We start from the raw sequence: 15,200 nt of genomic DNA on the forward strand, positions 1-15,200 counted from the left end.
GCCCCGCACCCGTCAGCGCAGGCGGCACCGCCGCCCCCGCCCCCTGTCGAGCATGTGTGGCACATCGCGGTGGACGGGCAAACCAGCGGTCCGTTCTCGAAGGCCAAAATGGGCCGCATGGCGACCGACGGAGAGATCACGCGCGACACCCATGTCTGGACTGCGGGTCAGGACGGTTGGAAAAAGGCCGGTGACGTGCAGGAGTTGGCGCAGTTGTTCACGATATTGCCGCCACCACCGCCGGGAGCCTAGGCTCGGAAAGGGAAGAAATGGCGTCGCTGACTGATATCCTCAATTTTCGTCGCGTCGATGACCGGCTGACGTTGTCTGGTCAACCGACCGAAGAACAGATCACAGCGCTGGCGGATGCCGGGATCACGGATATCATCAATTTAGGACCGCATGACAACAAAGGAGCACTGGCGGACGAGCCCGGGACTGTCGCAGCAGCCGGTATGACGTATCACTATATTCCAGTGGATTTCGAAAACCCGACCGAAGACGACTACTCCGCGTTTGTCAGAACTCTGGATGCGCTCGGCGATACGCCCGTGCACGTTCACTGCATCTACAATGCCCGCGTTTCAGCTTTCATGCTGCGCAGAGCACGGGACGGATCTGGTGACGTGACGGCCGCCGAGGCGCTTATGGATGGGATTTGGCGACCCGGAGGCGTTTGGGCCGCCTTTCTGGGACACGAAGCCGATATCGACAAACCGAACCGTTACTTGGGTTATGAGTACTGATGAACGAGAATCCAGCCAACCCGTTGACCGAACATCGTTTTCCCTGCGATCAATGCGGCGCGGATTATCGGTTTAACCCGAGCGACGGGACCTTGACCTGCGATCATTGTGGGCATTCAAAAACCGTTGGCGAAGGTCCATGGGGCGGCGCCAGCCTGAAAGAACTGGATTTCGATGCCGCGGTGAGAAACGCACTGCCAGATGCCGAGATCGAGGAAACGCGCGTACTGACCTGCCCGAACTGTGCAGCGCAGGTCGAGTTCGACCCGGATACGCACGCAGCCGAGTGCCCCTTCTGCGCCACGCCCGTTGTGACCGAAACCGGCGTGAGCAGGCATATCAAACCGAAAGGCGTGCTGCCCTTCGCGCTGGACGAACGCTCGGCGCACAAGGCTATGTCTGACTGGTTGGGCAGGTTGTGGTTTGCGCCCAACGGGTTGAAGGATTACGCGCGCAAAGGTAGGAAAATGCAGGGAATATACGTGCCCTACTGGACCTTTGACGCGGATACCAAGTCCAGCTATCGCGGAGAACGTGGCACGGTCTACTACGAGACTCGAACAGTTATGCGAGACGGCAAGCGCGTACAGCAACAGGTACCCAAGGTGCGTTGGTCTCCGAAATCGGGTCGGGTTGCCCGGTTTTTCGACGATGTGCTGGTTCTGGCTTCTCGGTCCCTACCCAAAAGTTACACAGACGCGTTGGAGCCGTGGGATTTGCCCGCGCTCGAACCCTATCAGCCCGAATATCTGGCCGGGTTCCGGGCCGAGGCCTATACGGTTGGCCTCCAGGACGGTTACACCGAGGCCCGAGGCCATATGGCGCGAGTGATTGAACGAGATGTGCGCTTCGATATCGGGGGTGATCGGCAACGGATTCACGCGATCGACACGGATGTTCAGAACGTCACTTTCAAACACATTTTGCTGCCGGTCTGGATGGCCGCGTATAAGTACCGGGGCGAAACCTATCGCTTTGTCGTCAACGGCAGAACCGGTCGTGTTCAGGGCGAACGCCCTTGGTCGGCCATCAAAATCACGATTGCTGTGGTTCTTGGGCTGCTTGTTGCCGCGGGCGTGGGCTATTTGATGGCCACAGGTCAGCAGTGACCACTTTGTCCGTTTAACTGCTTGAACATCCAGTGACCTGACGTCATCCTGCGCCTCGTCTGCACGAAGGGGAGAGCAGTGTGACACCATCCGATCTGGATCGATTACTCAGCGCGCGGCATTCTTGCCGGGCGTTCCGTCCCGATCCCGTTCCAAAAGCTGATATCGAACAGATTTTATCCAGCGCATCCCGTGCGCCAAGCTGGTGCAATGCACAGCCTTGGGACATTGTGATCACCAGCGGCGAGGAAACCGACACGTTTCGAACAGCGCTGCAGAACGAGGTCTCAACCGGCACGCCGAAGCCGGACCTGCCGTTTCCGACGGCGTATAGCGGCGTTTATCAGTCGCGACGCCGCGACTGCGGCTGGGCACTTTACGAGGCGGTGGGCGTCGAGCGTGGTGATCGTGCAGGGTCGGCGAAGCAAATGATGGAAAACTTTGCGCTTTTTGGCGCACCACATTGCGCGATCATCTCAAGTCCTGCGGATCTTGGTCCCTATGGGGCAATGGATTGCGGTGGTTTTGTCATGGCGTTCACATTGGCTGCGCAAGCCTTGGGCGTAGCGACGATCCCTCAGGCTGCCGTAGCCAGCTATGGCGCATTTTTGCACCGGTATTTTGATATTCCCGATGACCGTCTGATCCTGTGCGCGATTTCCTTCGGTTATTCAGACACCGAACATCCGGCCAACGGGTTTCGTACGGAACGAGCCGGGCTGGACGAGATTGTCAGCTGGGTCGGATAATCACGCCACAGAACGGAGAACAGATTTGCGCGCAGTTCTACAAAGGGTTACCAGAGCCAATGTGTCGGTCGACGGGCAACAAGTCGGGCAAACCGGGCCGGGCTTGATGATCCTGGTCTGTGCGATGCAAGGCGATGATGAGCAAAAGGCCGAACAACTGGCGGCCAAAGTATCGAAGCTGCGTATCTTCAAGGATGACGCGGGCAAAATGAACCGGTCAGTTGTGGACGTCAAAGGATCAGCGTTGGTGATCAGCCAATTTACTCTGGCGGCCGATACGTCGCGCGGGAACAGGCCCGGTTTTTCCGAGGCCGCGCCTCCGGATGTGGGCCAACACCTTTACGAAGAATTTGCAAGCCGCTTGCAGGCCCATGGCGTACCGGTGGAAACCGGTCAATTCGGGGCGGATATGGCGGTCGAACTGGTCAATGACGGGCCGGTAACAATATGGATGGAAAGCTGATGGATCAAAGGCAACAGGCAATTCGCATTTGGCAGGCCGGTGTTGACGCGGTTGACGGGCAAACGGCCACCAAGGCCGTATTAGACGACACCCAGACACCGGACCAAATTCTGGCCGTCGGCAAAGCCGCCGCTGCCATGGCACGCGCTGCATTGGACCATTTCGGGCCGCGGCCAACTCTGGTTGTGACCAAGGATGACCACGGAAGCGACCTGCCCGAAGACGTGCGCGTGATTGAAGCCTCTCATCCTGTACCGGACACACGCAGCCTTGAGGGTGGACGAGCGTTGCGAGAGGTGATCGAAGCGATGCCTGCGGATTCTCATGTCTTGCTTCTGGTGTCGGGGGGTGCGTCTTCTTTGGCCGAGGATTTGTTGTCCGGGCACACTCTGTCGGATCTGGAAAAGTTGAACAGCAGATTGCTGGCCGAAGGGTTGGATATCACCGCGATGAATGCGGAACGGCGTAAGCTCTCCCGGATCAAGGGGGGTGGTCTGCTGTCGCATTTCAAGGGAGCCAGAGCGACCGTTCTGGCGATCTCGGACGTTCCCGGGGATGATCTGGCCGTCATCGGCTCGGGGATCGGCGCGCTTCCCGACAGCCACTCATTTCAAGCCTCGACGCAGATTGTGGCCTCGAACGCGCATGCCCGATCCGCAGCGGCAGAGTTGGCGCGCAGCGAAGGTTTGCCTGTGCTGACCGACGAGGAATGCCTGCACGACGACTTCCTGCGCGTGGCATCCGAACTTGGGCCGCGCCTCAGGGACATGCCGCCCGGCGCGATGGTCTTTGGCGGAGAGCCCACAGTCGTTCTGCCGGAAAACCCCGGCCGTGGGGGACGCAATCAGGCTCTGGCGCTGGCATTGGCGCGCGAAATTTCCGGATCATCGGATTTGACACTGGTCGTTGGTGGAACCGACGGCACTGACGGTCCGACCAATGCCGCCGGGGCGGTGGTCGACGGCGCGACATGGCGAGACGAGGCCGAAGAAGCCCTGCAAAACGCTGACAGCGGTAGCTTTCTGGACAAGGCAAACGCCTTACTCGTGACCGGGCCAACCGGAACGAATGTCATGGACCTGATTGTCGCAATCCGACGCTGATTTGGCGGTTTTCAAACTTAAATTCAAGGCAAAGGCACTGACACTACAAAAATGACGCGCTCGCCCAACACGCTTTGCGATATCGAAGACTTACCAGATGTTGGCGTCGTGATGCCGGATGGTTGCCGCCTGTCGGCGCGCATCTGGCGTCCTGTTGATGCGGCCTCCAACCCCGTACCCGCCATTCTTGAATTCCTTCCATACCGAAAACGCGACGGTACGGCTGGTCGCGATGCCCTGACCCACCCCTGGTTTGCCAAACGCGGCTACGCCTGCATTCGCGTGGACATGCGCGGCAATGGCGACAGCGAAGGGCTTATGGAGGACGAATACACTCCGCAAGAGCTTGAAGATGCCGTCGCGACCATTCAATGGCTGGCCGAACAGCCCTGGTGCACGGGCGCGGTCGGCATGATGGGTATCAGCTGGGGTGGGTTCAATGCCCTGCAGGTCGCGGCCCTTCAACCCGAGGCTCTCAAGGCGATTATCACCCTGTGCTCGACTGCAGATCGTTACGCGGACGACATCCACTATAAGGGCGGGTGCCTGTTGAACGAAAACCTGGGCTGGGGCGCGACCATGTGGTCGTATTCGTCCCGTGCACCAGATCCCGCTTTGCGATCGAACTGGCGCGAGCTTTGGCTGGACCGGCTGGAGAAACAGCCTTTTCTGCCCTCTGTATGGCTGCGCCATCAGACGCGAGACGCGTATTGGCAGCATGGGTCGGTCTGCGAGGATTTCAGCGCCATTCGGGCGGCAACTCTGGCGATTGGCGGTTGGGGCGACGCCTACAAGAACACAGTGCCGCTGCTGGTCGAACACCTGGACGCGCCGGTCAAGGGGATCGTGGGTCCGTGGGTGCACAAGTATCCCCATTTCGCGGTACCCGAACCCAGAATCGGTTTTCTGCAAGAGGCGTTACGCTGGTGGGATCACTGGCTGAAGGGCTTGGATACTGGCGTTGAAGACGACCCCGAATATCGGGCCTATTTGATGGACGGCGTCCGCCCCCAACGTTGGTACGCGGAAAGACCCGGACGCTGGATTGCGGAACCCGAAGGAGCGACCTCGCATCTGGCGCAGCTGACACTTGCCTTGTCCAACACAGGGTTGGGACACACCGGGCCGCTGGGCCGACGCATCCGATCGCCACTGACCTGCGGTATGGATGGCGGGGAGTATTGTGCAATCTGGCTGGGGCCTGACATGCCAGGCGATCAGCGTGCCGACGATGCTCTGTCCGCCTGTTTTGATGGGGCACCCCTTTCCGAAGATCTGGATATCGTGGGTGCGCCGCGCATACGGCTACAGCTCAGTGCCGACCGTCCACAGGCGCAGATTGCCGTGCGACTGAATCACATTCACCCGGATGGCGCGACAACTCGGATCACCTATGGGGTTCTGAACCTGACCCACCGAGACAGCCACGCGCAGCCAACGCCATTGGAGCCGGGAACCCCTTACGAGATCACACTGGATCTGGACCACATTGCCTATCGCGTTCCTAAGGGGCATCGCCTTCGGGTCGCCGTCTCAAGCGCGTATTGGCCCTTGATCTGGCCCGCGCCCGAAGCCGCCGAGCTGCACCTGACAAGGGGTGAGATCGCGATTCCGAACCGGCCGACGGCTGGCGGGGACGAGTGTTTCTTCCAGCCCCCGGACGCTGAAACGCCGCGCGATGTGACGACCTTGCGGGATAGCCAAAACGCACGGCGGGTAGAAACAGACATGACCACGGGCGAAACGCGACTGATCATCGAAGACGACTTTGGCCTTGTGACCGACAACCACCACGGCCTGACCCATGGCGGCACCGCCTATGAACGCTGGACGATCCATCCGGACGACCCGCTTTCGGCCCACGGGCACTGCCACTGGACGCAGGAACTGGTTCGAGACGGGATCGAATTGCGGACTGAAACATCCTGCGAAATGTGGTCGGATCAGGACAACTTTTACCTCAAAGCGCAGATTAACGCGTTTGAGAACGAAGAATTGGTGTTTTCCAAGCAAAAGGAGGACACCGTTCCCCGCAACCAGATGTGATGTTTCGGTTGGCAAAGGTCAGACATTTATCCTTGCTCGCCAGACCGAAATGCGCCTAGTTTTGACTCATGCGTCAATAAAAAGTCCGGCAAAGGACTGTAATCCATTCAACTGGGAGACCAATACATGAACGAACAACTCACTCACATGGCCGGTCAGGTCACAGCGGGCAAGCTTACCCGCCGCGAATTCATGGGGAAAGCGGCGGCTCTGGGTGTGTCGGCAGCGATGGCCAGCACGATGTTCGCCGACGCCGCGCGGGCCGCAGGTCCGAAAAAGGGCGGCGACCTGAAGTTCGGTCTGCAGGGCGGTGAATCCACAAACTCGCTGGATCCTGCCACCTATGCCAGCTCGGTGCCGTTCCAGAATGGTAAACAATTCGGGGACCAGCTTGTGGAAGTTGCACCCGACGGGTCGATCGAGCCGCGCCTCGCCGAAGCTGTCGAAGGCAGTGCGGATGCCAAGGTCTGGACGTTCAAACTGCGTCAAGGCGTCGAGTTCCACAACGGCAAGACCATGACCAGCGAAGACGTGCTGAAGACCATGCAGCGCCACTCGAACGAAGACTCCAAGTCCGGTGCCCTGGGCATCATGAAGGGCATCGAGTCGATGAAAGCCGATGGCGACAATTTCCAGGTCACGCTGACTGAACCGAACGCCGACCTTCCCTATCTGATGGCCGATTACCACCTGATCATTCAGCCGGATGGCGGTATGGACGATCCGGGTGCGGGCATCGGCACAGGACCATACAAGGTTGAAGTGAACGAGCCCGGTGTACGTCACATGTACACAAAGTTTGAAAACCACTGGAACCCTGATTTCGGCAACTTCGACAGTGTCGAAGTAATCGTCATCAACGATGCGACCGCACGTACCGCCGCACTGCAATCTGGCCAGGTTCACGCGATCAACCGTGTTGAACCAAAGGTTGCCGATCTGCTGGGTCGCGCGCCGAACCTGACCGTTCATTCGACTGCAGGGCGCGGCCACTATGTGTTCATCATGCACTGCGACACCGCGCCGTTCGACAACAACGAACTGCGTCTGGCGCTGAAACACGCCATAAACCGTCAGGACTTGGTCGACAAGGTGCTTCGCGGTTACGGCACTATTGGCAACGACATGCCAATCAACGCGGCCTACCCGCTCTTTGACGGCTCAATCCCGCAGCGCGAGTTCAGCCTTGAAAAGGCCGCTGAGCATTACAAGAATTCGGGCCACGACGGGTCGCCGATCATCCTGCGTGTTGCAGATGGTGCCTTCCCGGGTGCTGTGGATGCCGCAGCCCTGTTCCAGCAAAGTGCCGCTCAGGCTGGTATCCCGCTGGAAATCAAGCGCGAGCCAAACGATGGCTACTGGTCCGAGGTTTGGAACGTTCAGCCATTCTGTGCGTCCTACTGGGGCGGCCGTCCGGTACAGGACCAGATGTACGCGACCGCGTACCTGTCGACTGCCGACTGGAACGACACCCGCTTCAAGATTCCGGAATTCGACGAAATGCTGTTCGCGGCACGCGCCGAACTGGACAACGACAAACGCAAGGACATCTACAGCAAGATGGGCATGATGGTCCGCGATCAGGGTGGTCTGATCTGCCCGATGTTCAACGACTTTGTCGAAGGTGTCACCAATCAGCTCGAAGGTTGGGAAAACGATCCAACCCAAGAGATGATGAACGGCAATATGTCCCGCAAAATGTGGTTCTCCTGATAGGGCCCACAGTTAATGCATCCCATCATCAAACTGGTTTCCCAGCGCCTGGCGCTGGGACTCCTGCTTCTCTTCGGTGCATCGGCTCTGATATTCGGCCTCACCGAAGCCCTGCCTGGCGACGCTGCGCAAGCGGTCCTGGGTCAAGCTGCAACCCCTGAAGCGCTGGCAAACCTGCGCGAAGAAATGGGCCTGAACCGCCCGGCCCTGACCCGCTATTTTGAATGGCTGGGTGGCATCCTGCAGGGTGATCTGGGTCAATCCCTAACAAACAAGCTGGATATTGCGGACTCGATCGGCAACCGTCTGGGCAATACTCTGTTTCTCGCCTTCTGGGCCGCGCTTGTGTCTGTGCCACTTGCGATCTTTCTGGGCCTGCTGGCCGTCCGCTATCGCAACCGCTGGCCGGACAAGCTGATTTCCGGTGTGACCCTGACCACGATTTCCATTCCCGAATTCCTGATCGGTTACGTTCTGGTCTATTTCGTTGCTGTTAAGCTGGGCATGTTCTCGCCTCTGGCGATGATCAATGACAGCATGTCCTTTTGGCAAAAGCTGAACTCGATCGCGCTTCCGGTCATCGTGCTGACGCTGGTGGTTCTGGCGCATATGATGCGCATGACCCGTGCTGCAATCCTGAACGTGATGCAGTCGGCCTATGTCGAAACCGCCGAATTGAAAGGTCTGAGCAATTTTCAGGTGATCTATCGCCATGCTTTCCCAAATGCGATTGCCCCGATCGTTAACGTCGTGATGATCAACCTTGCTTACTTGGTCGTCGGCGTCGTCGTGGTTGAGGTGGTGTTCGTCTATCCCGGCATGGGACAGTATCTGGTCGACCATGTGACCAAGCGTGACGTTCCGGTGGTTCTGGCCTGCGGCGTCATCTTCGCCGCTATCTACATCGGACTGAATATGATTGCAGACATCGTTGCCATTCTGGCCAACCCAAGGCTGAGGCATCCGAAATGAAGAATATCCCTATTTCTGCAATGATCGGGCTGGCCTTTACAGCCCTGTATTTCATCGTCGCCATTTTCGCACCTCTGCTGGCCCCCTACGGCATGGCTGAAGTCGTCGGCGACGTGTGGGAGCCTTCCAGCTCGCAATTCTGGTTGGGTACAGACAATATCGGCCGCGACCTGATGAGCCGCATGATCTATGGCGGACGCACGACGATCTTCATCGCCACCGCGGCGACGATCCTCAGCTTTGTGACCGGTTCAATCCTTGGCTTTCTGGCCGCAGTTCTGGGCGGCTGGGCCGATCAGGTCATGTCCCGCACCGTGGATCTGATCATGTCAATCCCGACCCTGATCTTTGCGCTGGTTGTTCTGGCCATGGTGCCGGTAACCATCCCGGTTTTGATCATCGTCATGGGTCTGCTGGACTCAACCCGTGTCTATCGTTTGGCGCGCGCCGTCGCAGTTGATATCGCCGTGATGGACTATGTCGAGGCGGCAAAGCTGCGCGGCGAAGGCCAAGTCTGGATCATCTTCCGGGAAATCCTGCCCAACGCCCTGTCTCCGCTGGTTGCGGAATTGGGTCTGCGGTTCATCTTTATGGTTCTATTTGTCTCGACCTTGTCCTTCCTTGGTCTGGGCGTTCAGCCGCCGCTGGCGGACTGGGGCGGCATCGTGAAAGAAAACAAGGATGGCATCGTGTACGGCATCGGCGCGGCGCTTTATCCCGCTGTGGCTATTGCGACGCTGGCTATCTCGGTCAACCTTGTTGCTGACTGGGTCCTGAACCGCACCACGTCACTGAAAGGAGGTCGGGGATGAGTGATACCCTGCTCAAGGTCCGCGACCTCAAAATCGGCGCGACCGTCTATCCACCGGGTGAAAAACCCCATGACATCGAAATCGTGCACGGGGTCAGCTTTGACCTCGAGCGCGGCAAGGTGCTGGGCCTGATCGGCGAATCCGGTGCCGGAAAATCCACCATCGGTCTGGCCTCGATGGCCTATGGTCGGGGGGGTGTGAAAATCACCGGCGGCGAAGTGTGGGTCAACGGGCGCGATATCCTCAAGACGTCTCATGGCGATATCCGCAAGCTGCGCGGCGGTGAGGTCACCTATGTGTCCCAGTCTGCTGCGGCGTCCTTTAACCCCGCCAAAAAGATCATGGATCAGGTGGTTGAGGCTGCGGTCGAACAGAAAAAGTTCAGCCGCAAGGAAGCTGAAGGCCGCGCACGAGAGCTGTTTGCCAAGTTGGGTCTGCCCGACCCGGACAATATCGGTGACCGCTACCCGCACCAAGTTTCGGGTGGTCAGTTGCAACGCTGTATGACCGCGCTGGCACTGTGCCCCGAGCCTGATCTGGTGGTGTTCGACGAACCCACCACAGCGCTGGACGTGACCACTCAGATCGACGTGCTTATGGCGATCAAAGAGGCCATAGCCGACACCGGCGTTGCCGCGTTGTACATCACCCATGACCTTGCCGTTGTCGCCCAGGTCAGTGATGACATCATGGTTCTGCGGATGGGCAATACGGTCGAATACGGCACCACCGACCAGATCATCAACAACCCGCAAGAGGAGTATACCAAGGCCCTGGTCTCAGTCCGCTCCATCGAGCACGAAGAGAAAAAGCCCACACCCGAAGCGGTGTTGAGCGTGGACGGGATCACCGCGCGTTACAAGGGGCTGAATTTCGACGTGCTGCACAACGTCAATGTCGAGCTTCATCCCGGGCAGACGCTGGCGGTCGTGGGTGAGTCGGGCTCGGGCAAATCGACTCTGGCGCGTGTGATCACCGGTCTATTACCGCCGCGCGATGGTGAGATCACCTTTAACGGTCGCAAGCTCAGCCCTGATCTGGCCGGGCGTACACGCGAAGACCTGCGCGAGTTGCAGATGATCTATCAGATGGCGGACGTGGCGATGAACCCGCGCCAGACTGTCGGCACGATCATCGGCCGCCCGTTGGAGTTCTACTTCAACATGCGCGGAGCTGAGAAGCGCAAGCGGATCATCGAGTTGCTGGATGAGATCGAGCTGGGTGAGAAGTTCATCGACCGTTATCCGGCGGAACTGTCCGGTGGCCAGAAACAGCGTGTCTGTATTGCCCGGTCGCTGGCGGCCAAGCCCAAGATGATCATCTGTGATGAGGTCACCTCGGCGCTCGACCCGCTGGTGGCAGACGGCATCCTCAAGCTGCTGCTTGACCTGCAAAAGATCGAGGATGTGGCTTATCTGTTCATCACCCACGATCTGGCGACCGTGCGTGCGATCAGCGACAGTATCGCGGTGATGTATCAGGGACGTGTGGTCCGTTATGGTCCCAAGTCGCAGGTGCTGAGCCCGCCGTTCGACGACTATACCGACCTGCTCCTAAGCTCGGTGCCGGAAATGCATCTGGGCTGGCTGGAAGAGGTCGTCGCCCACCGCAAGATGGAGAGCGCAGGCAACTGATCGCTTCGTGACGGTACGATGAAAATTCAAAATCCCGGCGCCTTGTTGGATGACAGGTGTCGGGATTTTGCTATTGGGGGCGCGAACGGGCAGGCCTATTGGTTCGAATCCCCTAGGGTCGCCGCACATCAGGACAAAAGGCCGGGACATGGATCGCAAACTACTTCTTATTATTCTGGACGGCGTTCCGTGGCGAAATTTCCGTCGCCTGTTCGGAAACCTTGAAGGTTGGGTCGACAGCGGCGAGGCGCGGGTCTGGAAACTACGCGCGGTCCTGCCGTCCACATCGGCCAGTTGCTATGCCTCGATCCATACCGGCGTCACCCCTCAGGAGCACGGCTGCACCGGAAACGGCAACGTATTTCGACTAGACCACAAAGACGTTTTCAGCCAGGTGCGCGAAGCCGGCGGCGTGACCGGAGCCGTCACCCACAGCTACTGGTCGCAATTCTTCAATCGCCATCCGTTCGATTACGTCCGTGATATCGAATATGACGAGCCGGAAAGTAAAACGATCAACCACGGCCGGTTCCACACCATGACCGGCTACGGCAAGGTCAACCAGATGACACCGTCCGACGTCGACCTGTACGGCACACTGACCAACTTGTGTCTGCGGTTTGGGTTGGACTACGGCATCCTGCACACCTGCACCTTGGACAGCATGGGCCATCGGTTCTTCCACGACTGTGAAGAAATGGACCACGCCTGTTTTGTTGCCGATGAAATGCTGGCGCCCTTTATCCCCCGCTGGCGGCAATTGGGTTATGAGGTGATTGTGACCGCAGATCACGGCCAGGACGAACGTGGCCATCACGGCGGGCGCGGGGCGTTGCAACAAGAAACCGCGTTGTATTACTTCGGGGATGCCGAAGGCCCTGAGGCCGATACAGTGATCGACCAATTGCAACTTGCACCAACGATTCTGGATCGTATGGGTGCCCCCATTGCCGATACGATGAAAGCCCACCCGTTTCTGAAGTAATCAGTCGTAAGACCAGATTTTCTGGCCCAGCGCCTCGATAGCGACTGAAATCCTCTCAAAGCTGTCTGCGGCGCGCTTCACACTGGTGCGCGCGCGTAGATAGCCGTGGACAAGTCCGGGTTCGTTGATCCAATGCGCCTGCCCGCCTGCGGCTGTGATCTTGTCGCAATAACTGGGCCCGTCATCGCGCAACGGATCGCAGTCGGCTGTAACAACTACGGTTGGCGGCAGGTCCGAGAAATCGGTATCGTGCAGCGGCGCAAAGGTCGGGTCACTATCCGGAACATTCCCACCACATCGGACCTTCTCGTAGAAGTGAACCTCGTCCAGCGTCAAAAGCGGCGCGTGGGCGTGTTCGACATACGATCCTTTGGATGTATCTCCGCCCAAGGCCGGATAGATAAGGATCTGGCCCAATACGTTCTCAAGTTGTCCGCGCCCATGATGGGCCACGGCGGCGGCGAGGTTGCCGCCGGCACTGTCACCCGCAAGAACGATCGGATCGCCATATTCCCGAACCGCCCAGTTCGTCGCAGTCCAGCTGTCCTGAAACTGCGCCGGATGGACATGTTCAGGGCACAGGCGGTAGTCCACCGCAACAACCCGATACCCGGTCTGGGCACAGAGCTCGGCACAAACGTCGTCGTGGCTGTCCAGTCCACCAACCACGAAACCGCCCCCATGGAAATAGACAACGGTTCTGGTGGGGTTTCCTGCTGTATAGACGCGAACAGGCACGCCATCGGCGTGCCTGTCCTGTGTTTCAACCCCTGGCGGGCGAGGCTGGCGAAAGTCCTTGCACATCGCGTCATACACGCGGCGCTGATCTTCGATCGACAAATCGACCGCGTCATCAGGATAGCTTTCAGCCGTTCGTCTTATGAACGCCCAGGTTTCTTCATCAATCAGACGTTCATAATCCATGTCCCCTCCTGGTCAGGCAGCCCATTCCCACGGCCGGGTATACGTTCCCAGCACTTTGCTGACATCGTCCTCGGAGGAGCCGTTCGCGTCAAGCTGCGCGACGAGCCCGCGTTTCTTGTCGTCAGTCACAGACACAACGCGCGCGCCCAGACCAGCCTCTTCCAGCGCGCCGTTGTAGATGCGCGTGATGGCCTGCTTGCGCAGCTCGGGTTTGAAGACCTTGCCAACGGCGGTTTTCGGCAACTCGTCCAGAATGGTCATGTGCTTGGGCTGTGCTGCACGCTCGTGGACGTGCACACCGCAATACTCCATCAGTTCCTTTTCGGTCACCGAGGCACCATCGACCAATTCAACAAAGGCACAAGGGACTTCGCCCGCGTAGGGGTCCGGTTGCCCGATAGCACCGGCAAAGGCCACAGCATCGTGCCCCAGCAGCGCCTCTTCGATCTCGGCGGGATCAATGTTGTGACCACCGCGAATGATCAGGTCCTTGGCGCGGCCTGTAATCCATAGATAGCCATCTTCGTCAAACCGGCCAAGGTCGCCTGTGCGCAGGTATTTGTCGAAATGGTACAGATCGACGTTCTTGTCGGCCTCGGTATAGGTGTTGCCCGCATAGACACCGGGGTTCGAAATGCAGATCTCGCCAATCTCGTCCGAGCCGCATTCCTTTGGCCCATCAGGTCCGTCCTGCAGGATTTTCACGTCCGTGTAGGGGAACGGAATACCGATCGAGCCGATCTTCTTTTCCCCGTCCACCGGGTTGCAGGACACCAGACAGGTCGCCTCGGTCAGGCCGTACCCTTCGACGATGGTCACGCCAGTTGCTTCTTCGAACCGGCGGAACAGTTCCACCGGCAACGGGGCCGAGCCCGAGAAGGCCGTTTTCACGCTTGAGATATCTGCGTCGACCGGGCGCTGCATCTTGGCGGCGATTGCTGTTGGAACAGTGATGATGAAGGTCACCTTCCAGCGTTCGATCAGCTTCCAGAAATTGTCGAACACGCCGTCGCCGCGATATCCCGCAGGTGTAGGGAAGACCACATGCGCGCCGGATGACACAGCGGCCATCATGATCACGTGCACGGCGAAAACGTGGAACATGGGCAGCGGGCACATGATGACGTCTTCGTCCGAGAACAACAGCGTATGTCCAAGCCAACCATTGTAGATCAGGCCCGAGTATTTATGCTGCGCAACCTTCGGCATACCGGTCGTGCCGCCGGTGTGGAAATAACAGGCAACGCGATCTTCCTTGCTGTCCTCAAACGTCAGAGTGGTCGGCTGTTTCGCCAGTTCCTTGTTGAAGTTTTTATAATCCGCGTGCGCCAGCTTTTCCTTGTCGCCCATTTTCGGGCGTAGGAACGGCACCAGCCACGACTTTGGTGGCGTCAGATAGCGGTTTAGGTCAATCTCGAGGATGGTTTTGACATTTGGCGCATGTCGGACCGCCTCTTCGACCTTTTGCGCCACATCCGTTTTCGGAAAGGACTTGAGCGTTACGACCACTTTGGCCTCGGTCTCGCGCAGGATGGCGGCGATCTGCTCAGGTTCTAGCAGGGGGTTGATCGGGTTCACGATGCCAGCGACCGCACCGCCCATCATAGTGACCAGTGTTTCGTTACAGTTTGGCAGCACATAGGCTACCACGTCCTTTTCACCGATGCCCAATGACCGGAACAGGTTTGCGGCCTGATTGACCTTGCCCAGCAGCTGCGACCAAGTCAGCGTCTCTGCCTTGTCCGTCGGACCGGACAACAGCTGAAAACTGACTGCATTACTGTTTGGGAATTTGCCCGCCGTACGCGACAGCAACTGGTGGAATGTGGCCGGAACATCCCGATCCTCCCACGGCATTTCCTGCTCCATCCTCGCCTTGTCTTCCAAACCCACAAAGGCCATGTGGCTCCTCCCTGTTCTTCTCCCACGTCTCGCGCGGTTGTC

The 15,200-nt window shown here is 58.6% G+C and carries 14 protein-coding genes; 12 read left to right on the top strand and 2 right to left on the bottom strand.

Annotated elements, in window-relative coordinates; translation table 11 throughout:
* The 12 genes from J7416_RS14725 to J7416_RS14780 all read left to right on the top strand — a co-directional run.
* A partial coding sequence (locus J7416_RS14725; protein WP_209225832.1) for a DUF4339 domain-containing protein occupies positions 1–252 on the top strand: 252 nt, incomplete at its 5' end.
* A 17-nt stretch (positions 253–269) separates the two neighbouring features.
* A complete protein-coding gene (locus J7416_RS14730; RefSeq protein ID WP_209225834.1) occupies positions 270–746 on the top strand; it encodes a protein tyrosine phosphatase family protein in 477 nt (158 codons plus the stop codon).
* On the top strand, positions 746–1,855 hold the full coding sequence (locus J7416_RS14735; RefSeq protein WP_209225836.1) for a TFIIB-type zinc finger domain-containing protein: 1,110 nt from the start codon (positions 746–748) through the stop codon (positions 1,853–1,855). Before J7416_RS14730 ends, J7416_RS14735 begins: the two co-directional genes overlap by 1 nt.
* Positions 1,856–1,935: 80 nt before the next feature.
* Positions 1,936–2,604, top strand: a complete 669-nt coding sequence (locus tag J7416_RS14740; RefSeq protein WP_209225838.1) for a nitroreductase — start codon at positions 1,936–1,938, stop codon at positions 2,602–2,604.
* Between the two features lie 25 nt (positions 2,605–2,629).
* Entirely contained in the window at positions 2,630–3,067 is a 438-nt protein-coding gene (dtd, locus tag J7416_RS14745; RefSeq protein WP_209225840.1) for a D-aminoacyl-tRNA deacylase, read from the top strand.
* Positions 3,067–4,170 carry a DUF4147 domain-containing protein gene (locus J7416_RS14750; protein WP_209225842.1) on the top strand — a complete coding sequence of 368 codons (1,104 nt, stop codon included), beginning with the start codon at positions 3,067–3,069 and terminating at the stop codon, positions 4,168–4,170. The genes dtd and J7416_RS14750 overlap by 1 nt, the downstream gene beginning before the upstream one ends.
* 51 nt (positions 4,171–4,221) lie before the next feature.
* The gene (locus J7416_RS14755; protein ID WP_209225844.1) at positions 4,222–6,216 is read left to right on the top strand and encodes a CocE/NonD family hydrolase; all 1,995 of its coding nucleotides are present in this window, start codon (positions 4,222–4,224) and stop codon (positions 6,214–6,216) included.
* Positions 6,217–6,342: 126 nt separating this feature from the next.
* On the top strand, positions 6,343–7,929 hold the full coding sequence (locus J7416_RS14760) for an ABC transporter substrate-binding protein (RefSeq protein WP_209225846.1): 1,587 nt from the start codon (positions 6,343–6,345) through the stop codon (positions 7,927–7,929).
* 15 nt (positions 7,930–7,944) lie between these two features.
* Positions 7,945–8,901 carry an ABC transporter permease gene (locus tag J7416_RS14765; RefSeq protein WP_209225848.1) on the top strand — a complete coding sequence of 319 codons (957 nt, stop codon included), beginning with the start codon at positions 7,945–7,947 and terminating at the stop codon, positions 8,899–8,901.
* Positions 8,898–9,713: an ABC transporter permease gene (locus J7416_RS14770; protein WP_209225850.1), complete on the top strand. Its 816-nt coding sequence runs from the start codon at positions 8,898–8,900 to the stop codon at positions 9,711–9,713. Before J7416_RS14765 ends, J7416_RS14770 begins: the two co-directional genes overlap by 4 nt.
* Positions 9,710–11,347 (top strand): ABC transporter ATP-binding protein, encoded by a 1,638-nt coding sequence (locus J7416_RS14775; protein WP_209225852.1) that lies wholly within the window; start codon positions 9,710–9,712, stop codon positions 11,345–11,347. The genes J7416_RS14770 and J7416_RS14775 overlap by 4 nt, the downstream gene beginning before the upstream one ends.
* 148 nt (positions 11,348–11,495) lie before the next feature.
* The gene (locus J7416_RS14780; protein ID WP_209225854.1) at positions 11,496–12,332 is read left to right on the top strand and encodes an alkaline phosphatase family protein; all 837 of its coding nucleotides are present in this window, start codon (positions 11,496–11,498) and stop codon (positions 12,330–12,332) included.
* Here the strand turns inward: J7416_RS14780 and J7416_RS14785 are convergent, their stop codons facing one another.
* Positions 12,333–13,256, bottom strand: coding sequence for an alpha/beta hydrolase (locus tag J7416_RS14785; protein ID WP_209225856.1), 924 nt, complete (start codon positions 13,254–13,256; stop codon positions 12,333–12,335).
* A 12-nt stretch (positions 13,257–13,268) separates the two neighbouring features.
* The gene (locus J7416_RS14790; protein WP_209225858.1) at positions 13,269–15,158 is read right to left on the bottom strand and encodes an acyl-CoA synthetase; all 1,890 of its coding nucleotides are present in this window, start codon (positions 15,156–15,158) and stop codon (positions 13,269–13,271) included.
* Between the last annotated feature and the right edge of the window lie 42 nt (positions 15,159–15,200).

It is taken from the genome of Ruegeria sp. R14_0 (assembly GCF_017743975.1).
Classification (GTDB): Bacteria; Pseudomonadota; Alphaproteobacteria; order Rhodobacterales; family Rhodobacteraceae; genus Ruegeria.

Bases quoted from the DNA above. Each gene is read 5' to 3' on its own strand.
- J7416_RS14730 (WP_209225834.1), top strand. From the start codon at position 270: ATGGCGTCGCTGACTGATATCCTCAATTTTCGTCGCGTCGATGACCGG.
- J7416_RS14755 (WP_209225844.1), top strand. From the start codon at position 4,222: ATGACGCGCTCGCCCAACACGCTTTGCGATATCGAAGACTTACCAGAT.
- J7416_RS14770 (WP_209225850.1), top strand. From the start codon at position 8,898: ATGAAGAATATCCCTATTTCTGCAATGATCGGGCTGGCCTTTACAGCC.
- J7416_RS14735 (WP_209225836.1), top strand. From the start codon at position 746: ATGAACGAGAATCCAGCCAACCCGTTGACCGAACATCGTTTTCCCTGC.
- J7416_RS14785 (WP_209225856.1), bottom strand. From the start codon at position 13,256: ATGGATTATGAACGTCTGATTGATGAAGAAACCTGGGCGTTCATAAGA.
- J7416_RS14750 (WP_209225842.1), top strand. From the start codon at position 3,067: ATGGATCAAAGGCAACAGGCAATTCGCATTTGGCAGGCCGGTGTTGAC.
- J7416_RS14790 (WP_209225858.1), bottom strand. From the start codon at position 15,158: ATGGCCTTTGTGGGTTTGGAAGACAAGGCGAGGATGGAGCAGGAAATG.
- J7416_RS14780 (WP_209225854.1), top strand. From the start codon at position 11,496: ATGGATCGCAAACTACTTCTTATTATTCTGGACGGCGTTCCGTGGCGA.
- J7416_RS14775 (WP_209225852.1), top strand. From the start codon at position 9,710: ATGAGTGATACCCTGCTCAAGGTCCGCGACCTCAAAATCGGCGCGACC.
- J7416_RS14760 (WP_209225846.1), top strand. From the start codon at position 6,343: ATGAACGAACAACTCACTCACATGGCCGGTCAGGTCACAGCGGGCAAG.
- J7416_RS14765 (WP_209225848.1), top strand. From the start codon at position 7,945: ATGCATCCCATCATCAAACTGGTTTCCCAGCGCCTGGCGCTGGGACTC.